We start from the raw sequence: 25,102 nt of genomic DNA, 5'->3' as shown, positions 1-25,102 counted from the left end.
TAGTACCTCTTTCCCCCATTTTTCGCTATATTTCAACAAGAATATGTTTACAGACCTATAGCCATTATAATATGATTTTGATAGAAGAAAAATGGAAGTGCCCAGGGGAGGGAATTTACGTGCACGAAACTCACCAATTAGGTATTCGAAAGATCAAAAAAGATCTTCAGCCTGAGGAAATGCTTCGAGTTATTTTTGAATACGCTGCTAAAATAGCCAATGAACGACGCCTGGATCACTTAATTATGTTAATGGCGGATATGGGACGGGAAATGATCATATCCGACCGCTGCACGGTGTGGCTTTTGGATAAGCAGAAAAACGAGGTTTATTCCACAGTAGCACATGGTGTCCCCCCTCTTCGACTTCCGAGCAACGCTGGATTAGTCGGCCATTCCATCGGAACAGGATTACCTATTTTCATTGATGACGCCTATCAAAATGTTGAGTTTAAGGAAGTACTGGAACGCGGTGCTATTGCTATGGATCAAAAGACCGGCTATCGCACGAAAGCGTTAATGGTTATTCCCTTCCGTAACAATGAAGGCGAAATAATGGGAGCTTATCAAGCCGTCAACAAACTGACTGAGCAGGAGCAATTTTCCGAGAAAGATCTGGAGCACCTGTCGCTAGCCGCTTCCTATGCGGGCAAATCACTTGAATCGGCGCTTTTATCCAATGAAATCGAAGAAACGCAAAAAGAAATCATTTTCACAATGGGCGAAATTGGAGAAAGCCGTTCCAAGGAAACGGGCAATCATGTAAAACGCGTAGCGGAATACTCTTATATTTTGGCGCTTGGTCTCGGGATGAGCGAAGAAGAAGCTGAACTGCTGAAAATCGCATCGCCAATGCATGATATCGGAAAGGTAGCTATCCCCGATGCTGTTTTGAAAAAACCTGGCAAACTCACCGAAGAAGAATTCGACATTATGAAATCCCATACGGATATCGGATATGGATTGCTTAAAAACTCAAACCGCCATATTTTGAAAACCGCAGCTATTGTAGCGCATCAGCATCATGAGAAATGGAATGGACGGGGTTACCCCTCAGGCTTATCCGGGGAAAATATCCATATCTATGGTCGAATTACAGCTATTGCCGATGTCTTCGACGCTTTGGGAAGCGAACGGGTGTACAAGTCTGCATGGGAATTGGATCGAATTCTCAATTTATTCAAGGAAGAAAGCGGCGAGCATTTCGACCCCAAGGTCGTAGACGCTTTCATGGAACAGCTCCCCAAAATACTCAAAGTCCGTGAACAATATTCAGATGTCGCTCTTGGAGGGGCCGAGAAACATTAGCTGGTAGAAAAATTTTGCTTACATATACAAAAGCAGGAGGAGCTATTTAGAGCGCCTCCTGCTTTGTTTTATTTCAATTCAACGGTGAATTCGCCGAATAATTCTTCGCCCCATAACAGCTCCAACCGGTCGCCGGTTTGAAGTGCCGCTACACCTGCGGGAGTACCTGTATAGATAATATCGCCTTCACCTAAGCCATAATGCTCTGCTATGTAATCAATGATGACCTGAAAATTAAAAATCATATCGTTAGTATTGCCGCGCTGCGCTTCTTCACCGTTTTTCCGCAACGAAAATTCCGTTTGCTTTATGGCTTCCAATCCGGGAAACTCACGGAACTCAGATAAAGGAGCCGAATTGATGAAGCCTTTTGCCGGGAGCCAAGGATACCCCTTTTTCTTAATGACTGACTGCACATCCCTTAAAGTTAAATCGATTCCGAGTGCAAACTTATCAATAAGCTCATCCACACGGATTCCTGGCTTATAAGCTTGGCCAACATGTAATACTAGCTCAGTTTCATAATGAACTTCACCACGGTTACCTGGCAGGCCAATCGTCTGCCCTTGAATCCCGACAAGAGAATGGGAAGGTTTAGTAAAAATCATAGGCTCATCGGGCACATCATTCCCCAATTCAGCCGCGTGCAATCCATAATTACGTCCTACACAATAAATATTGCGAATTGATTGCATGGTAATCCTCCTCTTGGTTCAGCTTTCGCTGATAACTATTCTGATATTATATTTCATACTCGTTGATCCCACAATATCGCCTTTGTTATGGCTGTTTCTTCGGTGCTCCGGCCTCTTGCTGTGCATTTGAATTAGGTTGTTCATTTTTCTGTGTGTTTCCTGGTGAAGTCTTGTTCGTTGCAGGTGCAGGTGTGGTTTTACCGTTCTGTGGATTAGGAGAGCTTGCTCCTGAAGCTCCTGTATCGGTGGGCTTTTTGGGAACAGCTTTCTGAGCCGGTACCTCTGCAGCAGTTTCCTTCTCTTTAGCAGGAGCTGCCTCACTTATTTTACCATCCTTATCCAATTGAGCGTTGATAGAAATTCGAGACATTTTATCGAACAGCTTCATCCCATCTTCCTCTGTCATACGAACGGGCTGAGCTCCTTTAGTCAACACCGGAATCATTTGAAGCTCACAGGATCTTTCTTTTGTACAAGTAGCATTCAAAATCATCGATTCCCATGTTGTCGGTTCTGTATTGGTCGTAAAAATAAAATTCCCCAAGCTGTATGCGATCCACTTGCCTTTGTATTGTTCAAAGCCCTGCAGCACATGGGGATGGCTTGCAACAACCAGATCCGCTCCTTGATCTATATACTTATGGGCTAAATCTGTCTGCTCCTTGACCGGGCGATCTTTGCGTTCTACACCCCAATGAGCAAAGACCACAACCAAATCTGCCTCTTCGCGGGCTTTGGCTATCGCCTCTAACGGGAGCTTTGTTGAATAGGTCTCTGCAAGACCAGGCTTCTGTTTACCAGCATACCAGCTTGTTTCGGGAACTACGCGGCTAAATCCAAGAAAAGCTACTTTTATGCCATTTTCCTCTATGATAACATGCTTATATGCTTCCTCGCTGTTTCGTCCTATACCGACTCGTTTGATGCCGACTTTATCTAATTCATCCATAGTATCAAGCAAAGCATCCTGACCATAATCCAGAATGTGATTATTCGAAGTGTTGACAAGATCGAATCCAGCAGCTTTAAAAGCAGGCAGTGCCTCCGGTGAGGAGCGGTATACGTATTCCTTGAATTGTGGAGTACCCCGTGTAGAGATTGGAGTTTCCAAATTGGCGACAGTGATATCGGCTTTATCCAAATACGGTTTGACATACTGATAGGGATAGTCCCAGCCATACTTTTTCAGCAGATCCTCCACCTTACTTGCAAACATTACATCGCCAACAAAGGTTAGCTTTACATTCGATTTGGGAGGATTGCTGTTTGGTGAAGGATTCCCAGGAGTCGTTCCATTGCCATCAGCTGTCGATCCAGTCCCACCGCTTACAATTACTTGATCCTTACCCGTATTATTGTTATTCGGTTGGGTAGGGATAGACGTGTTCGAACCGTCCTTTCCCGCTTTAGTGTTGCTATTGCTTTTCTGGCTGCTGCCAGGTGTAGACTCCAATGCACGAGCGCGCTCCTGCCCGGATAACGAATACATTAAATAACTGAATGATGCTATTATTACCACGCTTAACACACTGATTGTAATCCATGTGTTTCTTTTACTTTTAACGGGCTTGAGATGTTTTTTTGAACGGGATTCTATGCGGACCTACTCCTTTAATCGATCATGCCCTTGCCTTAGATGTTCCGCAGCTCGGTTTGATTTCTATATTAAATAAATGATCTATGGATCATTATACCAAATACTGTGCTTGAGGTCATGGATACATAGAATCAAAATAATGTTTGCCAATACTTTCAAGTTTTGATATGATGCTCTTTTTCCAAAGAAACCCCGATATAAGGAAGGAGGCATGGAAAATAGGTGTCTCTTTTCTATTGCAAACCTTATAATGGTAATACTAAGTATTCAAAGAGGGGGCATTACGATGGGTAAAATTGCAATCATTTCAGATATCCACGGGAATCTCACTGCTCTTGAGGCTGTATGCAAGGACATAAGCAAACGGCGTATTAAACGTGTTATCTGCCTCGGCGATCTTGTAGGTAAAGGACCCCAGCCAGCTGAATGCGTGAACCGTATCCGCGAGCTTTGCGAGGTTACACTGCAGGGCAATTGGGATCACAATGTCAACCAGCCTCACAATAAGGAAGGTATCCTCTGGCAGCAATCACAATTAGGGGCGGAACGACTTGACTATTTGAAGCAGCTGCCTTTTTCCGTGGATCTCCACCTTAGCGGTAGATGGATTCGTTTATTCCATGCTTCTTCCAAAGATGTTTATCATCGTGTCACACGCAAAGCATCCCGCAAAGAAAAGCTATCCTTGTTTGAACATACGGGAATGACCGGATTTCCGGAAGTGAATATTATGGAAGAAGCAGCAGCCAGTGACAGCATTCCTGTAAAAGCAACCCGACTGACACCGGATGTCGTTGGATATGGAGACCTTCATATTCCTTTTATGCAAACGATAAAAAACAAAAATAAAGAAGGGCTGCTGCTATTTAATACAGGGAGCGTTGGGGCATCTTACGAGGGTATCCCTCAAGCCTGCTATTCAATTATCGAGGGCAAGCCAGATGCCTCAATAAATGAACCATTCAGCATTCAAACTGTACGGGTTCCATATGATGTGGAGAAAGCTATAGCCATTGCAGAACAGCTGCAAATGCCCGGAATCGACCGTTTTCGCTATGAAATGCGGACAGGCCTGGAGCAATAATAGGCATGGTTTCCATATAATTACTCAAAAATAGAACTATGTTTTCACAACTAGAAAGAGGCGATTTCCTTTTGCTTAACTGGAGAATTAACTTATTTGTTCTATGGGTTGGAGCCTTCCTTGTCATGGGCGGTATGACTATGATTGTGCCCTTCCTCCCCTTGTACCTGCAGGAGCTTGGTATGAGCGACCCGCATGAAATAGCTACTTGGGCTGGGATTATTTTTGCAGGCAACTTTGTAACGTCATTCATATTTCAACCAATATGGGGCGGCTTGGCGGATCGTTACGGGCGAAAAGTTATGCTGCTGCGTTCCGGATTCGGGATGGCCGTAGTGATGACTTTAATGGGCTTTGCAACAGGGGCTTGGCAGTTGTTTATTTTAAGGATGCTAAACGGAACCGTTTCCGGCTTTTTACCCGCAGCCATTGCCTTGGTTTCTACAAATACTCCCAAAGAAAAGACCGGATTCGCAATGGGCACCTTACAGTCAGGTACTATGGCTGGAGCTATCCTTGGCCCCTTTTTTGGCGGTCTAATGGCAGAGTGGATTGGCTACAGATATATCTTTTATATTACTGGAGGTCTGTTGTTTGCAGCTTCCCTACTCGTTATGTTTACGGTTAAGGAAACCTTTGACTCAGCAGCGGCCGCCAAAAAACCTAAGCAATCCATGGTCGAAGCGTTTAATATATTAAGACATATTTCACAGCTTCCCTCTTTGTATACAATCACTTTCGTAATCCAGTTTTCTCTGATGAGCACAATGCCCTTGATTCCATTATTCGTTCAGCAGCTGCATGGCTCTGGAGAATATCTCGCATTTTATGCGGGTATGGTAGGGTCTGTAACAGGCTTTTCCAACATGGTGGCTTCACCACTATTAGGAAAGCTATCCGACAAAATCGGGCCTGAAAAAATACTGGGTGTATGTTTAATCGGAGCCGCTGTGGCCTCCGTTCCGCAAGCGTTCGTCCATACTGTATGGCAGCTCTTGGCGGCACGTTTCTTTCTTGGCATGTTCTTGGGCGGATTATTGCCGACTGTCAATTCATTGATACGAAAGTATACACCAAGCGGAATGGAAAGCCGTTCATACAGCTTCAACACCAGCTTTTTAAGCTTGGGCAATATGATCGGACCTATCGTCGGAGGCTCCATTTCGGGGCTTCTGACTATACAACAGCTGTTTCTTATTGCTTCCGTGCTGTTGCTTGTAAATTCGTTCTGGGTTTATTATACCTTGGTTTTAAAAACCAAATCTGCTTCTCCAAGTAATATAAATTAATTTTGCTGAGTTCATCTTACGAATTTGAAGCATGAATTCAACCATACATTTAAAGGTTGGGTTTAAATAATGTTTTGTCAATTTCCGAACATTGTTGTATAATTACATAAAATCAGCTCACAAGGTATTTTCTTCCAATATTTTTATTATCTTAAAGTAAACTATTTATAATTTTTGGAGGTGCTTTCTCTGAGGGTCAGCGTGAAAAAGATATTGTTTATTATAGTTTGCGCCGAATTGATGATCTTCTATTGGGCTTATCTTGAGGTTCAAAAAACAGATAATATCGTATATCTAAAGGATGATAAGACACTTCAAGAAGCACCTCCAGCTAAGGAAACAGCTACCTCCACTATAAAAAAAGCTTCCTAAAGACATAAAAAACACCGCAAGCTTGTTAACCAAGCTATTGCGGTGTTTTTATGGCTCTTGAATATTAGCGGACTCTCGCGATTGCTAATCCGTCATAAGCCGGTAGTATAACACCTTCCAAGCGGGGATCGCCTGCTATCCCTTCGTTAAAAAGACGCATTTTCGTTACAGCATTTCCCTTCTCTTTAGGATCCATGCTTCGTCCGTGCATCAATGTGTTATCACCTATAATAACGGCTCCAGGATTAGCGAGCTTGATCGCCCATTCCAAATAATTAGGATAATTCCCTTTATCCGCATCGATAAAAAAGATATCGAACCGCTGTCCCTCTGCGTCCAGCTGCTCCAGATTGTTTAATGCTTCCCCTATCCGGTACTCTACTTTGTCACCTAATCCAGCCTCGCGAAGGTTCTGATGTGCCGCATCCGCATATTCCTGCTTCAGCTCCAGCGAAATAAGCTTGCCACCTTCTCCTAACCCTCGTGCCAAGCAAATACCACTGTACCCCCCCAATGCGCCTATTTCCAAAATGTTCTTCGCCCCGTTCATTTTCACCAGTAGCGTCAACAATTTGCCATATCCGGCCGCAATAGATATTTCAGGCATCCCCTTGGCTCGTATACTTTCCTTTACGCTAATCAATTGCTCATCTTGTTCTAACAAAGATTCTACATATTGCTCTGCTGTTAACTTTTCCATTCCTCTATATCCTCCCCATCATTTGTATAAACTCATAGTTTATCCTATAATATCAGAATGGTTGTAGCTGCTTCGAGCCTACCCAAAATGATCTGTTTCGCCTTAATTACTATTGTATGTTTTATCCCAAGAGAGTTCAACAAATGAATGAAGCTTGTGTGCCGGTCCGAACCGCTTACAATATGAATTCGTTTATGTCATATGCTATAGATACGGAGTGAGAAAATAGGATGTCGGAAATTACTTTGATTGCAACCTGTGCTATGGGCTTGGAAGCCGTAGTAGCGCGGGAAATTCGTGACTTGGGGTATGACAAAGTCACTGTGGAAAATGGTCGTGTCACGTTCATCGGAGATGAGCTTGCTATTTGCCGCGCCAATTTGTGGTTGCGCACAGCCGATCGGATATTAATCAAGATGGGGCAATTTAAAGCTCTAACCTTTGACGAGCTGTTCGAAGGGACTAAAGCTCTGCCTTGGTCCGACTGGATTCCAGAGGATGGTGAATTTCCCGCAGAAGGCCGCTCCCACAAATCGCAGTTATCAAGCGTCCCCGCTTGCCAAGGGATCGTTAAGAAAGCTGTTGTCGAGCACATGAAGCTGCGTTATAACAGAGACTGGTTCGAGGAGACCGGCGACCGATACGTCATGGAAGTGTCGCTGCTTAACGACATAGCCACCTTGACGCTCGACACAACGGGCGCGAGCCTGCACAAGCGGGGCTACCGTAAGCTTGTTACGGAAGCTCCGCTCAAGGAAACCATGGCAGCGGCCCTCGTGCTGCTCAGTCGGTGGCGGGTGGAACGCCCGCTCTACGACCCGTTCTGCGGGTCGGGAACAATCCCGATCGAAGCAGCGATGATCGGGTGGAACATAGCGCCGGGCTTGCGGCGTACCTTCGCCGCAGAGGCGTGGCAGGCCGTGCCGTTGTCCCTGTGGGACGAGGCACGGGAGGAAGCTTACGATCTCGTGCGGGACGATGTACCGCTCGAGATCGTAGGCTCTGACATCGATAGCGAAGCCATCGATGTGGCTTTGGCCGCCGCCAAGGCGGCCGGGCTGACGAACCAGTTCAGCCTGGAGGTGCTGCCCGTGGCCAAAGCAAGGCCGCTCGGCGACTACGGCTGCATAATCACTAACCCGCCGTACGGCGAAAGGCTTGGGGACCTCGATGAAGTCGAGAAAGTGTTGCGACAGTTAGGCGGGATTACATCCAAACTTCCTACCTGGTCGACTTTTATACTGAATCCAAGCAATAGGGCGGAGCATTACATAGGTCGTCCGGCTGACAAAAAGCGCAAGCTGTTTAATGGGCGTATCGAGTGTCAATTTTTACAATACCTGGGCCCATTGCCACCCCGCCGCCCGCGTGAACCTGAAGAATAATCATCTCGTGCTCTGAGCTAAACTAACCGTATGTTACCCTTTATTCTATTTCTATCAGCAACCACCTGAAATTATAGTCTTCAATGCTAAAAATAAGTCCCTCAGGAAACCGAAATATGGTTTCCATTTAGGGACTTATTCGCATTATTTATAGGCAAAGCAAATTGGAAATCCCAAATTAAATTTCCTTGGGCCAAACATATGCGGGAACAAAGCCCAAAACATGCTTTGCTTTTGAACAATCCAATAGGCTCTCATTCCCGACAAATGGTTTTCTCAGCTCAGCCTCAGGGAAGTAACGCTCAATTAGCTCCTGTGAGCTCGTCAGGCAGCGCTGCTGAGCGGCAGCAATGCAGAACACCTCATGCCCTTCAAACGATGCCTCCAGGCTCATACGGAAAGCACGCGCACAATCACGTGCATCGATATAGGACCATACATTCCATGGACCTGCCTCGGGATTGGATCTCATTTTCATATAGTCGTTCCGGCCATACTCTTCTTCTCCTATAATGTGCGTTATCCTCATGGATGCAACAGACATATCGAAACGTTTGGACATCCCTTCCGCAACCTGTTCCCCGACCATCTTGGATAGCCCATAACAATTATCGGGTGCTGCAGGATGAAGTTCGTCCATTGGCAAATAAAGCGGCTTCGTTTCCTTGTGGCTAAAGGTAATTCCAAAAGCGCAATCACTGGATGCTACTGACACCCTGCGAATGCCTGCTAATCCTGAAGCGAGCAAAACATTATACGTGCCCATAACATTATTTTGGAAAACAAAAGGCTCTACGGCTCCCGATGGGCTGGCATACGCCGCCAAGTGTATAATCCCGTCACAGCCTTCCACCGCGCGCTGTACCTGTTCCAAGCTGGTCATATCGGCCTGCGCCTGCTCTATAGGAGATTGCTCCCAATACTGCCATGTTATCGCCTTCACCTCGTATCCTTGCTCCATCAGTTCGTTGACCACATAGCCGCCAACCCTCCCGTTTGCCCCGGTCACACCTATTTTCATCACAATGTTCCCTTCTCCTTAAAATTCTAAGGCCGAACCGAAGTCCCATCCGGTATCCTCGCTAATGTCCACTCAGGCAGCTTATTCGTACATGGGTACTTTGCAGCCTCCCCCTCATCAAGCCCAATACCTAGTCCAGGAGCCTCATTCGGATACACATAGCCATTCCTCACTTGCGGGCAACCAGGGAAGACTGATTGCAGCTCCTCTCCAAGCGGCGTCCATTCTTGAACCCCAAAATTATGGCTGCTTACATCCAAATGAACATTGGCTGCATGTCCAATCGGAGATACATCTCCAGGCCCATGCCAAGCTGTACGTACGCCAAATGCTTCACAAAGAATTGCAAGCTTCCTTGCCGGGGTAATGCCGCCGATCGCACTGATGTGAACACGTATGTAATCAATTAACCGGTTTGCAATCAAAGGGGTCCATTCCATAGGGTGAACAAAAAGCTCCCCCATAGCCAAAGGTGTTGAGCATTGACTTCGGATCATCTGAAAGTAATCAATATGTTCAGGTGCCAACGCATCTTCCAGAAAAAATAGCCTGTAGGGCTCCACGCTTTTAGCCAGTCTGACCGCATCAATTGGAGTTAATCTCTCATGCACATCATGCAGCAGCTCCAGCTCAAAGCCAAAACAGTTCCGAATATGGTCAAGCATTGGCGGAATACTGCGCGCATAAGCCTGCGGATCATAGTAAGCCCCAGGCAGAGCACCCTCAGGCTTATTCAAGCTGTGGTTCTTGCCTCCGTAACCGCCCATTTGACAGCGAATATAACGGTATCCTGCCTCCTTGAAGGCTGCAACACTTTGCTCCAGCTCCTGCACATCTCGACCATCAGCATGACGGTATACGGCAGCGGCCTCCCTGCATTTGCCTCCAAACAATTCATACAGAGGCATCTGGGCGATTTTCCCCTTTATATCCCATAACGCCATATCCACGCCAGACAGTGCATTGTTTAACACAGGTCCATTGCGCCAGTAAGAACTGACCATTGCTGACTGCCAAATATCTTCGATTCGGCTAACATCCTTTCCTACCAAGAAAGGCTTTAAGTACTCATCAATTGCAGCAGCTACCGCCAGGTAGCGCTGCGTGAAGGTTGCGCAACCAAGCCCGTATAGTCCCGGCTCGGATGTTTCTATTTTTACTACGACCAGATTGATTCCTTGTGGAGCTGTAAGAATTGTTTTTACATTACGGATCGTAACAGGGGCCAAGGCATAACCTCTCCTTTCAATTAATCCGATTTTGTTGTATACGTTTTCAAAAACGCATTCATTCACTACCGTATCATATAAGTCCTAAAGCTTCACCCCTACTAAATATCTTCATTCCAGTAAAAACAGGCATGAATCCTCCTCTAAGTCTATTCTCCCAATGTTTCCCAACCATTGCTTCCGATAGTTCATTCAGGATCATTCTACTGCGCATTCGACAAAAAAAGTTGTCTATTGGGTTCTAAACTTATATCCCACACCAAAATATCCCCACAAAGTGGCGTCTTGCTTCGAACTTGATTCAGATACTTTGCGAGGAGCCCCGAAACATATAAATTCTATGCAACAAAAAAACAGCCCTGGCGAATTGCCAAGGCTGTATTAAAATCCGTCCTGAGTGGCGGATTATTATATGTAATTATACAGTTTGATTCATTTGTTCAACCAGTTGGCTTAGTACTTTATCAGCGTCCTCATATGGGATTTGGCAGGTTCCCGCTGCTCTATGACCGCCTCCGCCGTTCTGCAGCATCAAGTTGCCGACATCGACCTGGCTTGTCCGGTTCACAATGCTATGTCCGCAGGCGAACACACAATTCTGCTTATTTCTGCCGTCTACGATCCAGATTGAAATATTTTGCTCCGGGTAAAGGGCGTAAACCATAAAACGGTTGCCTGGATAGATCGTCTCTACATCCCGCAAATCCGTTATTATTACACTTCCTTCTACTGTCGTGCGCTCTTTTAACATGGCTCTGTACTGGGCGTCAAGCTCGAAATACCGTTGGGTCCGTTCAATGACATCCGGAAGCTGCATAATCTCATCAACCGACATTGTAGCGCAATGATCAACTAATTCCTCCATCAGCTGGTAATTACTGATCTTGTAGTCACGATAACGTCCAAGTCCAGTACGTGCATCCATAATGAATGAAAGCAGATCCCAGCCCTTAGGATTCAAAATATCGTCTGCGGAAAATTGAGCTGAATCGGCTTTATCCACACCTGCCATAATATCATCGATATCTCCAAAACGCTCTCTTCCGCCATAATAATCATACACTACACGAGCGGCACTTGGCGCAACACGAGTCTCTCCTTTGTATTCTACTTGGGGGCCTGTCCGCTCTAATTCGCTGGAATGATGATCAAACCACAAACCGCAGCCCGGCACATAAGGAACATTAGCCAAAATATCATTCTCATTTACTTCGATTAATCCATCCTGCATATCTTTAGGATGAACGAATTTCATCTCATCGATCATACCCATTTTCTTAAACAACATAGCGCATACCAAACCATCAAAATCAGAACGTGTAATTAATCGCATAACAGATCCTCCCCAATAGTGCTGCAGTACTACTTATTACTATTTATTATAAACAATGCTCTACTGGCAGACAATAGCCTGAAAAATAAAAAAAGCAAGCCTTAAGCCTTATTAGGCTCAAAACCTGCTATTCTTTATAACTCTGTATGATATTTAACCAAATCAATTGTGACTGTCACCGATGCAGATTTTGTTGAAAAATGACTCCAATTAAGCCAATCGCTTAGCCTCTGTTCGGCAGCTCAAATAATGGTATAAGCTGAGAAACATTTCATTCTCATTACTGCAACGGGTTGAAAGCTTTACTTCTCCCTGCCAGTAAAATGTGACTAGATGACTACTTTTCCCCATTACCATTTCAAGATCCCAGCAATGATTTTGCAGTTCAAAAACCTCACTGTTAATAAATAGCCTGGGACCTTCACTTGATAAATAAACGCCAATTCTATCATTACCTGCCTTGGTATAAAAACCTTCTCTGGTCATGATATTTCGCTCCCCGCTCGACATGAATACCGATCCACCTTCCTAATACATAAAGACTCCTCTTTCATCCGGTCAGGAGCCGCAATATCTATATGCGCATCACTGTTCCTTCGACAGCTGGCTGGCAAGATGCATAATTGCATCGTAAGCCCCTCTAGCTTTGCGTCACAAGCTTTCACCTGCTTTGCCTTTATCGGGTCCTTAAGAAAATTTTATAATTGAATACAATTTACGACAACTTTAGCATATAAGATAGGCATAAAGGAATATATACACCTCTTTACCCATTTTCACATTCTGTTCGTAGTTAATTAGACCCATCTTCATACAAAAAATCACTTTACGCTTATTATTAGCCAAGGGCTTATATAAAAAATTTGTAAAAAAAATGCCTTGCGACGTCCTTGGTGTACGATCTACGTTGTGCGCTTAGAGGAATGGGTGTGGGATTACGGCCGCTGTTGAAGTCGTATTCCTTTGAATGGAATGCTTGCAGCGGGAGGAACGAGCTTCGAAGATAGGTCGCATTCCCGAGCAGTCACCGGAGGTGACGACCAGAGCGAACGCTTACGCTCCTCCACCCCACACCCATTCCCGCTTATGTTCTACTTCGTGCTTGGCACCGTTTCCTTACTCCCCAATGCCTGTCTTCGTGCCTTTAATGATCGCAATGAATTCCTCTATAGTGTGTGTTCCATGTACAGTTAACTTCACTATACTTTTAGCGAAGAGATCACCTGCACATAACCTTAAACAACACGCCAGTACTGCATCCACGGAAGTGAAGGGCGATGCGGAAGTAATTGTTCCTTTATCACCTGAAGAGTCCAAAAATCAGAGTGATAAGGGAACAGTCAGTTCCGTTATTGCTCTGATTTTTGCTTAAATGCTCCAATTCGGCCAACATAACGGAATTCCCACTTCCGCTATCGCCCCAGATTGGCGGCGGCTGATGGAATAACGGAACTCTTTGTTCCGTACAAAATCCTCCAGACCTCATCGACGCTATCCCTATAAAAATCCCCCTTGATCATGGGGTGCATTAAAGATCTTAAGCTCTACTGTAGCTCTAATCAAAGCAAGGCAGGCAGGTTGCTCGCTCATTCTTCATTCCTTCGAGAAACTTTCTACTCGAACCTCTTTCATTAAGGATACATTTCAATCTTAAAGGCAGCTTGTCTTGGGAGAAAAATAGGGTACCCTCGGCAAACTTATATTAGAAAGATCAGCTCAGTTCAGCGTTATAAAGCACAAAATTTCCTTATATATTAAAAAAAGCTCATCTTCTCCTTCAGGGAGTGAATGAGCTAACATGATTATTTAATGTACTTTTGAGCCTTCTCGATTGCCTCATCTTCAGTTGCCCCAGTCACATAACGACCATTGACAAAAATAAAGGCAAATCGTGAGCATGGTCCACAATACGATTTGCAGCCTACCTTAATCTCAGAGTCGGGAGCCAACTTCTGAAGCTTGGTCACAGCTGTCTTCATTTTCATATGCTTGCATTTATCGCAGACGCGAATGTCATTCGCCATGTCTTACAAATCCTTTCATACCCTTTGCCCATGAATATAGCTTGTGAGGTTGTGTAAACCGTTGATTACAAAAAATTAATGATCCCCGTGGTTCCCCTTACCTGGGTTCGTCACTGCGAAGCCTTCTTCCGGAGTATAGAAATAATCGATGCGAACTCCGTCAAGCAAAGGCTCGTCTTTTTTCAGAATAACGTCGATTCCTTTATCAGTGCTGACTACAACATCATCATTCGTAGGAGTGTCCAAACTCATACCGTAATGAGCATGATCCCCGTGACTGTGCGTAATGTATACGCGAAGCTTCATCTCTTTATTTTCTTCCTTCTCAAGCTCTTCCAAAAGCACTTTAGCCGCATTGCGTGAGATTTTACAGTTCATTCTTTATACATCTCCTAAATTATATTATTAGAGGTTGTTTTCCTTGAAATATTAGTAATCTGAAGCTCCCGCTTCAAACTTATACTTCCTGATATTATAAAGAAACCCGAATAGGAAATCAACCTTAATTGATCAAATTTAGACTATGAATGAGGGATATGACCTAGTATTGACTCTAAGTCCAGTTTCACAGGAAGTATCTTGTTGGTATAACATCCTTCGGTGTTGGAATCGAGATGATACTCCCGAATGGCATCGGTGTCCTTCAGCATATTACCAGTCAAAAGACATACGGCTGTTGCTTCCCGATCTATCACACCCTCATCCACAAGCTTTTTTAATCCTGCTACCGACGCAGCTGAAGCAGGCTCGCAGCCAATTCCGCTTTGATCGATTACAGCCTTGGCATTCATGATCTCCTCATCCGTAACAGAGGCCGTCACTCCGTTTGTTTGTCCCACTGCATAAAGCAGCGCCTTCTTCCAGCTCGGAGGATTGCCAATATTCATTGCGGAAGCACGAGTGTATGGCTTAAGCTCCGGTATCAGTTCTGATTCCCCCCTCACTACCATTCGATGAAAAGGATTGGCTCCATGAGCTTGAATAACAGCTACCCTCGGCAATTTTTCAATGAAGCCTAGTTCATGCAGATCTTGCAGCCCTTTACCTAATGCTGTTGCATTGCTTAACGCCCCGCCTGGTACGATGATCCAATCAGGAAGATTCCAGCGCAGCTGATGGGCTATTTCATAGATGATGCTTTTTTGCCCTTCAATGCGAAAGGGATTAATTGAATTGCATACATACAGTCCCAGTTGCTCACTATTAGCTTCGCTAAAACGTATTCCGTCGTCATAGGTTCCATCGAATGATAATAAATGAGCACCATATGCTAAAGTTTGAAGTACCTTGTTCAAGGAAATGTTTTTTTCAGGAAGAAATACATATGCTGAGCAGCCGGCTATAGCCGCATACATGGCTAACGAGGAAGATGTATTGCCAGTCGACGTACATGTAAACCGAGTATACCCCGCAGAGCGCCCATGTGAAATCGCTGCTGTCATCCCGTTATCTTTAAAGGATCCGCTCGGATTCTCACTTTGTGCCTTGAGCATGAGCTTGCGAATACCCGTGTATTGGGCAACTCGATCGGAATCATACATTCCTGTATTCCCTTCAAATTTAGTCGTTATATAAGCATCGGGCAGCTCTGGCATAATCAACTCTTTGTAGCGCCACACACCGCTTGAGTAAATAGTCATTCTCTCTGACAATCTCCGATCAAACTCCCTCTTCAGCCCCTCACTGTCAATGCTGCGAAAATCATGCACAACCTCTAGTAGTCCCTTGCACTCACATATAAAAGGGTTTCTCACCGCCTCCAGCTCATACTGCTTGTTGCAATCGATACAATGAAAATAACTCATAATAACCCACCGCCTTATTTGTATAAGTTGCTAAAGAACTGTTCTACCTTATACAATAAGAGATGTTATTATATAAAACTAATATATTTTTTCTTGATTAACATAAATAATATTGATGTATTAGGAGGCGAATGAATTTGAACCTGCATGCTTTAAAGCTGTTCTATGAAACTGCCACCCGGGGAGGGGTTACTAAAGCAGCCGAAGCGCTGCATATCAGCCAACCCGCTGTAACCGCACAAATACGAAATTTAGAGCAGGAGCTCGGATTAGTGCTATTGCTGCCTCAAGGCAGAAGCAGCCGTTTAAGTGAGGCAGGACAAGTCCTGTACAAGTACGCAGCCCGCCTGTTTGCCATGGAGCAGGAGATATCCCGTCAGATGACAGATTATCGTGAAGGGATATCTGGAATGCTGTGCATCAGTGCTACTTACCTACCGGCCAATCACCTTCTGCCTGGATGGATGGCAGCCTTTAAACAGGCCAATAATGGAATCGACATGATGCTGACAACAGCCAATTCGAGGACAGCCTATGATAAGCTTCTTCATTATGAAGCAGATATTGCTGTTATTGGTGGAAGCAGAGAAGCTCCAGCAGGGCTGGTTCAAGAAAAGCTGATGGAAGATGAGCTGTGGTTCATCGCATCGACAGTACACCCTCTCGCAGGACAAAGCATATCGTTATCAGACATAATGAAAGAACCTTTTATACTACGTGAAGAGGGCAGCTCGACTAGAGAAAAGCTGTTTTCTCTTTGCAAACTTCATAATGTTAATCAACCTGTGGTCGGTTTACAATTCAACGGTTTAAATGAAACGATCCGCGCGGTCATGGCGGGGTACGGCGTCAACTTCCTTTCCGCATTGGAGGTGAAAGATTACATCCGGCAAGGTGTAGTCGCTCGAATTCACGTAGAGGGGGTCCATCTAACCAATCCCTTATCTGTATGCCGGAGAATTGATGATGACCTTACTCCAGCGGCTGCTCAATTTCTGAATTTCATTCGAGAGCAAATGCATATAAGCCAAAGATCCGCCTCAAGCTAGGCTCAAGGCGGATCTTTGGCTTATAACCTTTCAACAATTTATGGAATCGAACAGCATCTTTAAGTCTGAAACTATTGCTCCATAAAATAATATTGCTGTTTCCAGCCCAGGAGCTCCTTCACCAATGAATTGGATAGCAGCGCAGCACGCCCCTCCAACGGAATCCGAATCTCTTGTACCTGAGGAAGGTACTTCTCCACCAGTTCTTGGCTGGTGCGGTCCGAAGAGGTATCGTCCGCTGCAAGAATCAGTGCCTTAGCCCCCAGCCCCTCCTTCTCAATAGCAAGACGGCAAGCGGAAGCTACATCCCGGGCATCGATATAAGACCAAAGAATCCGTTTCCTGCTTTCTGTATCATCAAAGTTAGCCCGAATGGCTGCATAGCTTTCCGGAACTAGAATATTTCCCAATCGGAACGATATAACTTGCATCCCTGTTCTACGATGAAAGGCTTCAGCTGTAACCTCGTTGACCACTTTGGATAAACCGTAGCTATCCTCCGGAAGCTGTGGATGAGCCTCATCAATAGGTAAGTAAAGCGGAGTGAAAAATTCGCTGGCAAAAACAATTCCATAGGACGATTCGCTAGATGCAAGAACCACTTTCTCGATCCCCAGGTTTGCAGCCGCCTCTAAAATATTATAAGTATTCATAACATTATTACGGAAACAAACATCATTAGGATGTGTAAACGCTTGCGGAATAGCGGCAAAATGGACGATGCCTTCCACTTTCTGACGATTGCGTCCGCTGAATGGAGCAAGTGCATTATGGACCTGTCCCAAATCATTCAAATCAACAATAATGGTCCGGCATATGGGTTCCTCCGGGAGCTTCCAGTCCAAGTTGATAACTTCATAGTTCTGCTCAACAAAATGCTTCACTATCCAAACTCCAGCCTTACCGCTTCCACCTGTAACTATGATCCTTTTTTGATCCATAACTAACCTGCCTCTTTTCTGTCCATATAACTTAACTAATTTGCTTCCTGGCTACTATTGCTATTTTATCGCTTCTTCTTTACTATGGAAAGTAGTGAATTTATTATCACCTTATTACAGGAAATATATCTAGTTACCTGTATGTAATCATCTATTATAGGAAAGGATGATTCTAAAATGTCATTGCTAGAAAATGAAAGCAGCAAAAAAACGAAGATGGAAGAGCAAAACTACATACCGAAACAACCCGTACATATTGCTTGTTCCATTGAAAGAACTTTGGATGTGATCGGAGGCAAATGGTCCTTTCTAGTGCTCCGAGAGCTGTTCGGCGGAACCAAGCGCTTTGGTGTGCTGCAAAAAAAGATCAATGCCATCAGCCCCAAATCACTTACAGAAACACTTCGCCACCTGGAGGAGCAGGGCGTTCTTGAGCGTACCGCTTACCCAACCGTCCCCGTCACCGTAGAATATACCTTAACACCCAAAGGGGAAGATCTTCACCAGATTTTAAAAGAAATGAAGCTTTGGTCCGCCAAATGGACCTGATATCTCCCTTTTGACGAGGTGCTTGGATGATCGCATTTTACAGGAAATATTGGAGAACCGTTTTTGATATCGCTTTACTACTGCTCACAGTTTATTTATTTATGCTGTTGTTCAGCTACTTATATCGGATCGCTACACCGATTTTTCTAGCGTTTGTTATCTACCTGATCATCGAACCGCTAGCTCGCTTTCTGAATAAAAGAGGAATGGTCAAAAGCCTGGCTTCCGCTATCTCGACCTTTATATTCGTTCTAGTAATTCTTGGGGCCATGACTGGAATCGGCGTTATTTTCACAAGTCAAATCATGAATCTTCAAGACAAGCTGCCGGAATATTCAGCCATTCTGCAGAACCAGCTTATTTCTAAAACAGCGCTGTTCCATAACAGGATGGATGCATTACCTGATGACATCCTCCAAAAGGTAGCGGAATATACGACTCAAATCACACAAAAAGCAACAGCGATTGCAGTATCATTTTTGACAGGCACCTTTACTTTACTAACCAGCTTCTCAACGTTTGTTGTTAACTTCGTAATTGCTATTATTTTAGCCTACTTCCTAAGTATCGAAATCGACACCTGGAACCGGATAGCAAAAGACAAAACACCAAAAACGTTTAAGTCTGCCTATACTTTTTTGAAAGAAAACGTTTTAAAAGGGATTGTTGGATATATTAAAGCTCAAGCCAAGCTGATTAGTTTAACCTTCGCTGTTATATTTATCGCTTTATTAATACTCGGAGTTAATAATTCCTTCTCCATTGCCTTGCTATCGGCTATATTCGACGTTCTTCCGCTGCTCGGCGTTTCAACATTGTTTATACCATGGATCGTCTACCTATTTGTTGTTGGACAGACTGCTCTAGCTATTTGGTTAACCGTTTTGCTCGGAGTTGTTATTCTGGTGCGACAGATTATGGAACCGAAAATTACTGGAGATTCCTTAGGCGTATCGGCTTTTACCATGCTCTCCTTCATGATCATTTCACTCTCCTTGTTCGGAGTAGCGGGATTGATTTTATCCCCTGTACTGATCATCACTATAAAAGCCTTATATGAGCAAGGATACCTTCAGCGGTGGATTCGTTGGCCGGAGGGTGAGTAATCTGGCATTCGGCTTGTCTAATCAAACGGCAAATAACCCATTCTCCCTAGAATGGGTTATTTTGCTATTTGATTATGGAATAACAGATTACGGCTGCAAATACTTCCGTTCCACCCGCGATGTAAAAAAATTCATCAGAAATAAGGTTACCGCAATATCATCTATTGGAATAAATGGCATAACATCAGGTATTACACAATACACAATGGCTGGCACTGCAAACAACAGCTTTTCCCAAATGGGTATTTTAGGTGAAAATAACAGAGGTCCGATACGGCGGAACACATGGCCCCAGTAACGGAACGAGATCAATCGTTTCCACATGGAAAATACCCCCTAGAGTGCAATGATTTAAGTTTACGAGTATTGCCGATTAGAGTTTCGTAGTTGTGAAAATAACTTCATTAGCATAAGCTGTTGTCTCTATTTCTATTATACCTTTATATGACCAGTCCTTCCAGCATGATTCCAATCACCTCATCATACATACTGCGAAACTGTGTTAAAGGCAGAGGATTTACCCCAAACCCTGCTTCAACCGTGAAACCTGGCCGGCGAAACTGTTGAATAAACCAATCTTTATAACCCGCATCGCTTCCTTGCAGCTTCACGGCACGATATCGACTCACTTTGGCTAATCGTTTGGCTAATTGCTCTGCTTCAGGAGGCTCCATGTCTCCATAATTCCAATAAATCTCTTGCCCTTGCGTATGAAAAGCAATCACCAACCTGAAGTCGTGCTCATTAGTAAAGTCAGCCATTGCTTTGGCCTCGGGCTCACTGAGGGGAGCCGTACTTGTGTAATCCCTTGGTCCCGGGCCTGCTACTTCTCTACGGTCCCGCTCACGCTCCCAGCCGGCAGGAAACTGATCATTCAAATCGACGCCGCGGATATTGGACTTCCAGCCTGAGAAGTCAAGGCAGCCAAAGTTCCATTTCAATAGCAATTCATAGTATGGGTTGTCCGGCATTGCACCCACATGTACGAGTTCAACTCCATCAGGGTTAACCATCGGTACAATCCATAAGGAAGATTGTTCAAAAAGCTTTTGTATATCTCTACCCCGAAATAAATTACCTGATCGATATGCTTCCGAATACTCTTCTATGAACTTCATGAGAAGCAAAGTCGTAATCCATTCATTTGCATGAAAGGCTCCGTTATAATGAAGTTGTTTAGGCCCATTGCCCAAACGAATTACAGGAATGCTTCTACCCAGCACAGAGCTTCCTATGGAGCCCATCTGCAAAAACGGATACCTCTTGCTTAATAGCTCTAAATCCTCAATTAGCTCCTTGTAACCATACTCACTATTCGTTTGAATAATAGACGTTTTTTTATTATGTGGAAGAACAATGGTTTGACCAATTGGCAATTCGTCTGGATCAACCTGAGGGTTGGCCGCTACCAAACTCTCTAGCGAAATCGCTAGTCGACAAGCAAGTTCGAACAAAGTGGTATCCCCGGCTTGAATCACATATAAAGATACAGCTGGCGGCGGAACTTGCAGCACCTGTCCAGGATAGACGTAACATTGCTCCATTAGCTGCGGGTTCAGGCTGTATAAAGCTATTACATTAGTACCTTGATGACGGGCAATACGAAAAACCGTATCTCCACTTTGCACTACATAGTGACAAGTCATCTAAATAAGCTCCCTTCCTTGACTGCAATAACTGTGCAGCTTGCTGGTAGCTTATATGTATGCAGACGTATTCCTGTCTAATAACGTTCATCTTAAGCAAAACAGACGATCTGAAGGATATCCTTCAAAATCGTCCGTGAGATAATCTTTATCTTGTTCCCCTGGCTTAGCTTCTCATATAATGTGAGGCACTTGCCAAACTACCGGAGTTACTCTTGTTTCTTCATTTAACCAGGATTGCGCTATTTTCTTAAACATAAATGGATCTCCGCTGCAAAAAAATTGATGAACCGGAATCGAATTTGAAGTAGCCAGCATCCCTTTATGATATAAGATTGTACTGATTTCCCGTGCTGTTTCATCTGCTGAGCTGATGAGTGTCACATTAGGCCCCATAACATTTGAAATCGCGTCCGTCAAAAAAGGGTAATGAGTGCAGCCGAGAATCAAACAATCCATCGGTACATCGGTTAAATTCCTAAGCGTTTGCTCTACTACCAATTGGGTTTCATCCGTACGAAACAGCCCTTTCTCTACCAATGGTACAAGTTGCGGGCACGACTGGCTTACGACCTGTATTTGAGGAGAAATCTGACGCAGCGCCTGCTCGTAAGCACTGCTTCTGATCGTACCTTCCGTACCAATAACTCCGATCATACCGTTTCGAGTTGTTTTTATTGCTGCTCTTGCACCCGGATGAATAACTCCGACAACAGGAATCGACAGTCTTGCTCGTATTTCATCAAGAGCGACCGCTGTTGCTGTATTACAGGCGATAACAATCATTTTGGGTTGAAACTGCAGCAAATAATCTACAATTTGATGTGTAAATTGTATCACTTCTAGGGGAGATCTTGGACCATACGGAGTACGCGCCGTATCACCGAAATAAATAATCTTCTCCTGCGGAAGCTGCCTCATGACTTCTTTGGCTACAGTGAGCCCACCTACTCCGGAATCCAGTATGGCTATCGCTTGCTGCACAAGTATTCGCTTCCTTCTGTCTGTGAATTGATGAAACGCTTCTACTCCAAATGTTCATATTACTTTATTGCTGCCTCTATTATTAAAGTATGATGGTAGATAAAGAAAGGTACCTGTCATTAGTTCAAGTAAGAAGCATCATTTTATCATACCAGATGGAGTAAAAGGTTGTCATGCCATACTGTCTTATATTGACGGTAATAACTGATTTAATCTTGCAACAACTCTTAATTCTATGGAGTCTGGATGTCTGTTAACAAGGCAAATTCATAGCCTGCTTGACGCACTCCCTTGATAATACGGTCAAGAGCTTCAATATTTTCGGGAGATCCTTGATGCATCAGAATGATATTGCCATCATGCAGATTATTCATTATATCGTTATAAGGATCCTCTGCTCCGTTCTTCCGCGGCTCCCAATCTTTCATCGCCGTTGACCAAAACACCGATTTATAACCCATATCCGATACTAGACTAAGTAAATGCATGTTGTAGCGTCCATAAGGAAATCGGAAATAAGGCTGGATGTCTTTACCGGTTACTTCTTTATATAGTTTCTCATAATCTTCAATTTCCTTCTTCACTTGCTCGTCGGTTTGCAGATTCATATCCGTGTGTGTCATTGTATGGTTGGCTACCAAATGACCATCCTTAACCAGCGTCCTGACAAAATCAGGCGCTTTCTTCACATTATAGCCTGCAATAAAAAAGTTAGCTTTCGCATCATTATCCTTTAAAGACTTAACCAGCAAATCCATATCGCCAAGCGGACCTCCGGTATCTATAGTCAAATAGACCTTCTTACCCGTACCCACCCATAATGCCTTCATATTATCTGTATACTGCTTCGTCTCATTCGGGAAGTTAGGAACCTTTCCCTTGGGCTGCTTCATGTAATACCAGGATACGGCCTTACGGTCATTGGCAATGGCAGCTTGTCCCGCGGTTTTGCCTGTCGTTGCGGAAGCTCCTTTGTAGGTGGAGCTAGTTGCAGTTGCTTGCTTAGAGATTTGCTGTGTCGCTTCTTCCTTCAATGGGATTGGTGCGGGCTCTGTTGAATTAGCAGCTGGAGAAGGTTCTTTGGCGGGGCTGCTTTCTTCAGGCTTCATTGCTTTGGAGGCATCCGGTGCCGGTGCCTTGGTTTCAACAGGCAATGGTGACTGGCTCTCCTTAGCACTCCCACTAGTTGGTGCAGATTCCGAGCAAGCCGCTAAAGCGGACAAACAGACAACAAAAGCGATCATACCGATATGTCTGGCTAGAGTCGTTGGTTTCATCTCGTTGACAGCTCCGTTTCGTTATTCGTTAAGCAATTCTGTGGCTAAATCCAGCCATTCATCGATTGTAAAGGTACTTCGTGGCAGTCTATCGAATACGAATTGATGTTCGTATATATTTTACCAAAAGGCGCAGGTTCTGGCAATGATAATCGCACTGCAAAAATGATAATTCACTCATAAATGACTGACTGCCACTGCACCACCAATTGCAATCCGGCTAATGGATGACTAACAATACACTGCAATTGCAATGCTACTATTGAAATCAAAGAAGCTCCTGTCGGCAGAGATCGCCAGCAGGAGCTTCTTGAGCTTGCATTATCGTAAAATTTTAGACGAACTTAGGCAGCCAATCACCATGCGCTTCAATTAATTCATCGCACATAGCTACGATATCATCAATTGAAAGCTCAGCCGCGGTGTGAGGATCAAGCAGAGCTGCATGATAAATATGCTCTTTCTTACCGGTAATTGCAGCTTCAAGCGTCAACAGCTGAGTATTGATGTTAGTTCGGTTCAAAGCAGCAAGCTGCGGAGGCAGATCGCCAACAAAGGTCGGTGTAATACCGCTGGAATCTACCAGGCAAGGCACTTCTACGCAAGCTTCCTTCGGAAGGTTCGTAATCAAACCGGTATTCATCACATTGCCGCCAATTTTGAACGGGTTGTTCGTTTCCATGGCTTCAAACATAAAGGACGCATATTCATTAGAACGTTTATGTTCCAAATTTTTATTGTTTACTAATTCTTCACGCATGGATGCCCATTTCTCAATTTGGCGTACACAACGACGTGGATATTCGTCCAAAGGAATGTTGAAACGCTCGATCAGCTCTGGATAATTTCTTTTAATAAAATACGGGTGATACTCAGCATTATGCTCAGAGGATTCCGTCACGTAGTAGCCAAAACGGAACATCATTTCGTATCGCACCATATCCTTATGCTGTTCTTTTTGCTTCTCGCGAGCACGACGTTTGATTTCAGGATACAAGTCAACGCCATCCTTCGTTACTTCTAGAAGCCAAGCCATATGATTAATACCCGCTATTTTGGTTTGTATGCCTGCGGTTTCCATTTCAAGAGATTTGAATAAATGCGGCATGCAGGATTGAACACTGTGGCACAGACCAACCGTTTTCACGCCCCCGTAGGTCGTCATCGCATTGGTCAATACAGCCATTGGATTTGTATAGTTCAGGAACCAAGCATCTGGACATTCCTCTTGAATATCTTTGGCGAAATCCAGCATCACCGGAATGGTGCGAAGATTTCGGAAAATGCCGCCAATTCCCAAAGTATCGGCTATCGTTTGACGCAAACCATATTTCTTAGGAATTTCAAAATCCGTAATGGTACAAGGGTCGTAGCCCCCCACTTGAATCGCATTAACCACATATTTGGCTCCGCGAAGTGCTTCTTTACGATCCGAATACGCTTTCACCACACAAGTGCTGCCAGTTGAATGCTTTAAGTTGTTCAGCATATTTTCGGAGTCTTTAAGACGTTCTGGATTGATATCAAACAATGCCAATTCGAAACCTTGCAGTGCGGGCGTCATCATGCAGTCACCTAACACATTTTTAGCAAATACAGTGCTGCCTGCACCCAGGAAAGTAATTTTTGACATTCGCCTTGCCTCCCTATAATCTAAAATGTATTTTTAACCTTACTTAGACTATACTCTTCATGTTTAAGTAATCATA

The 25,102-nt window shown here is 44.3% G+C and carries 23 protein-coding genes and 1 riboswitch; of the genes, 7 read left to right on the top strand and 16 right to left on the bottom strand.

Annotation, left to right across the window (positions count from 1 at the left end; genetic code table 11):
- The first annotated feature begins 119 nt into the window (after positions 1-119).
- Positions 120-1,307 (top strand): HD domain-containing phosphohydrolase, encoded by a 1,188-nt coding sequence (locus ACFQ0C_RS14835; RefSeq protein WP_379367879.1) that lies wholly within the window; start codon positions 120-122, stop codon positions 1,305-1,307.
- Between the two features lie 68 nt (positions 1,308-1,375).
- Here the strand turns inward: ACFQ0C_RS14835 and ACFQ0C_RS14830 are convergent, their stop codons facing one another.
- The gene (locus ACFQ0C_RS14830; RefSeq protein ID WP_379367878.1) at positions 1,376-2,002 is read right to left on the bottom strand and encodes a fumarylacetoacetate hydrolase family protein; all 627 of its coding nucleotides are present in this window, start codon (positions 2,000-2,002) and stop codon (positions 1,376-1,378) included.
- A gap of 85 nt (positions 2,003-2,087) precedes the next feature.
- The gene (locus ACFQ0C_RS14825; protein ID WP_379367877.1) at positions 2,088-3,530 is read right to left on the bottom strand and encodes a CapA family protein; all 1,443 of its coding nucleotides are present in this window, start codon (positions 3,528-3,530) and stop codon (positions 2,088-2,090) included.
- 355 nt (positions 3,531-3,885) lie between these two features.
- Between ACFQ0C_RS14825 and ACFQ0C_RS14820 the strand changes: the two genes are divergently transcribed.
- On the top strand, positions 3,886-4,683 hold the full coding sequence (locus ACFQ0C_RS14820) for a metallophosphoesterase family protein (protein WP_379367876.1): 798 nt from the start codon (positions 3,886-3,888) through the stop codon (positions 4,681-4,683).
- 71 nt (positions 4,684-4,754) lie between these two features.
- Entirely contained in the window at positions 4,755-5,972 is a 1,218-nt protein-coding gene (locus ACFQ0C_RS14815) for an MFS transporter (RefSeq protein ID WP_379367875.1), read from the top strand.
- 436 nt (positions 5,973-6,408) lie between these two features.
- Here ACFQ0C_RS14815 and ACFQ0C_RS14810 read toward each other — a convergent pair whose 3' ends face one another.
- Positions 6,409-7,044 carry an O-methyltransferase gene (locus ACFQ0C_RS14810; protein ID WP_379367874.1) on the bottom strand — a complete coding sequence of 212 codons (636 nt, stop codon included), beginning with the start codon at positions 7,042-7,044 and terminating at the stop codon, positions 6,409-6,411.
- A gap of 230 nt (positions 7,045-7,274) precedes the next feature.
- Here ACFQ0C_RS14810 and ACFQ0C_RS14805 point away from each other — a divergent pair, with 230 nt between their 5' ends.
- Complete coding sequence (locus tag ACFQ0C_RS14805; protein ID WP_379367873.1) at positions 7,275-8,429, top strand: THUMP domain-containing class I SAM-dependent RNA methyltransferase; 1,155 nt, start codon at positions 7,275-7,277, stop codon at positions 8,427-8,429.
- Positions 8,430-8,607: 178 nt separating this feature from the next.
- Here the strand turns inward: ACFQ0C_RS14805 and ACFQ0C_RS14800 are convergent, their stop codons facing one another.
- The 7 genes from ACFQ0C_RS14800 to thrC form a co-directional block, all read right to left on the bottom strand.
- Positions 8,608-9,450: an NAD-dependent epimerase/dehydratase family protein gene (locus ACFQ0C_RS14800; RefSeq protein ID WP_379367960.1), complete on the bottom strand. Its 843-nt coding sequence runs from the start codon at positions 9,448-9,450 to the stop codon at positions 8,608-8,610.
- Positions 9,451-9,476: 26 nt separating this feature from the next.
- The gene (locus ACFQ0C_RS14795; RefSeq protein WP_379367872.1) at positions 9,477-10,679 is read right to left on the bottom strand and encodes an enolase C-terminal domain-like protein; all 1,203 of its coding nucleotides are present in this window, start codon (positions 10,677-10,679) and stop codon (positions 9,477-9,479) included.
- A 418-nt stretch (positions 10,680-11,097) separates the two neighbouring features.
- Positions 11,098-12,012, bottom strand: coding sequence for a DHH family phosphoesterase (locus tag ACFQ0C_RS14790; RefSeq protein ID WP_379367871.1), 915 nt, complete (start codon positions 12,010-12,012; stop codon positions 11,098-11,100).
- Between the two features lie 210 nt (positions 12,013-12,222).
- A complete protein-coding gene (locus tag ACFQ0C_RS14785; protein ID WP_379367870.1) occupies positions 12,223-12,498 on the bottom strand; it encodes a hypothetical protein in 276 nt (91 codons plus the stop codon).
- 109 nt (positions 12,499-12,607) lie between these two features.
- Positions 12,608-12,697: riboswitch (cyclic di-GMP riboswitch) on the bottom strand.
- Between the two features lie 1,117 nt (positions 12,698-13,814).
- On the bottom strand, positions 13,815-14,036 hold the full coding sequence (locus ACFQ0C_RS14780) for a YuzB family protein (protein WP_171656243.1): 222 nt from the start codon (positions 14,034-14,036) through the stop codon (positions 13,815-13,817).
- A 75-nt stretch (positions 14,037-14,111) separates the two neighbouring features.
- A complete protein-coding gene (locus tag ACFQ0C_RS14775; protein ID WP_171656244.1) occupies positions 14,112-14,414 on the bottom strand; it encodes an iron-sulfur cluster assembly accessory protein in 303 nt (100 codons plus the stop codon).
- Positions 14,415-14,557: 143 nt separating this feature from the next.
- A complete protein-coding gene (gene thrC / locus ACFQ0C_RS14770) occupies positions 14,558-15,841 on the bottom strand; it encodes a threonine synthase (protein ID WP_379367869.1) in 1,284 nt (427 codons plus the stop codon).
- Positions 15,842-15,978: 137 nt separating this feature from the next.
- Here thrC and ACFQ0C_RS14765 point away from each other — a divergent pair, with 137 nt between their 5' ends.
- Positions 15,979-16,890, top strand: a complete 912-nt coding sequence (locus tag ACFQ0C_RS14765) for a LysR substrate-binding domain-containing protein (protein ID WP_379367868.1) — start codon at positions 15,979-15,981, stop codon at positions 16,888-16,890.
- 71 nt (positions 16,891-16,961) lie between these two features.
- On the opposite strand, the gene ACFQ0C_RS14760 is transcribed toward ACFQ0C_RS14765, so the two are convergent.
- Complete coding sequence (locus tag ACFQ0C_RS14760; protein ID WP_258212657.1) at positions 16,962-17,831, bottom strand: NAD-dependent epimerase/dehydratase family protein; 870 nt, start codon at positions 17,829-17,831, stop codon at positions 16,962-16,964.
- 177 nt (positions 17,832-18,008) lie between these two features.
- On the opposite strand from ACFQ0C_RS14760, the gene ACFQ0C_RS14755 reads away from it, so the two are divergent.
- The gene (locus ACFQ0C_RS14755) at positions 18,009-18,380 is read left to right on the top strand and encodes a winged helix-turn-helix transcriptional regulator (RefSeq protein ID WP_258212656.1); all 372 of its coding nucleotides are present in this window, start codon (positions 18,009-18,011) and stop codon (positions 18,378-18,380) included.
- Between the two features lie 26 nt (positions 18,381-18,406).
- Positions 18,407-19,486 (top strand): sporulation integral membrane protein YtvI, encoded by a 1,080-nt coding sequence (gene ytvI, locus ACFQ0C_RS14750; RefSeq protein WP_379367867.1) that lies wholly within the window; start codon positions 18,407-18,409, stop codon positions 19,484-19,486.
- 87 nt (positions 19,487-19,573) lie between these two features.
- On the opposite strand, the gene ACFQ0C_RS14745 is transcribed toward ytvI, so the two are convergent.
- The 5 genes from ACFQ0C_RS14745 to melA all read right to left on the bottom strand — a co-directional run bounded on the left by ACFQ0C_RS14745 (position 19,574) and on the right by melA (position 25,026).
- Complete coding sequence (locus ACFQ0C_RS14745) at positions 19,574-19,810, bottom strand: YkvA family protein (RefSeq protein WP_379367866.1); 237 nt, start codon at positions 19,808-19,810, stop codon at positions 19,574-19,576.
- A 116-nt stretch (positions 19,811-19,926) separates the two neighbouring features.
- Entirely contained in the window at positions 19,927-21,132 is a 1,206-nt protein-coding gene (locus tag ACFQ0C_RS14740) for a M14 family metallopeptidase (RefSeq protein ID WP_379367865.1), read from the bottom strand.
- Between the two features lie 174 nt (positions 21,133-21,306).
- Positions 21,307-22,116, bottom strand: coding sequence for a glutamate racemase (racE, locus tag ACFQ0C_RS14735; RefSeq protein WP_379367864.1), 810 nt, complete (start codon positions 22,114-22,116; stop codon positions 21,307-21,309).
- 233 nt (positions 22,117-22,349) lie between these two features.
- Positions 22,350-23,393: a delta-lactam-biosynthetic de-N-acetylase gene (locus ACFQ0C_RS14730; RefSeq protein ID WP_379367863.1), complete on the bottom strand. Its 1,044-nt coding sequence runs from the start codon at positions 23,391-23,393 to the stop codon at positions 22,350-22,352.
- 334 nt (positions 23,394-23,727) lie between these two features.
- The gene (gene melA / locus ACFQ0C_RS14725) at positions 23,728-25,026 is read right to left on the bottom strand and encodes an alpha-glucosidase/alpha-galactosidase (RefSeq protein ID WP_258212650.1); all 1,299 of its coding nucleotides are present in this window, start codon (positions 25,024-25,026) and stop codon (positions 23,728-23,730) included.
- Positions 25,027-25,102 lie beyond the last annotated feature (76 nt).

It is taken from the genome of Paenibacillus sp. GCM10027630 (assembly GCF_042676305.1).
Lineage (GTDB): Bacteria > Bacillota > Bacilli > Paenibacillales > NBRC-103111 > Paenibacillus_S.
The sequence above is the reverse complement of the archived record's forward strand: the minus strand, read 5'-3'. Positions and strand labels throughout refer to the sequence as shown.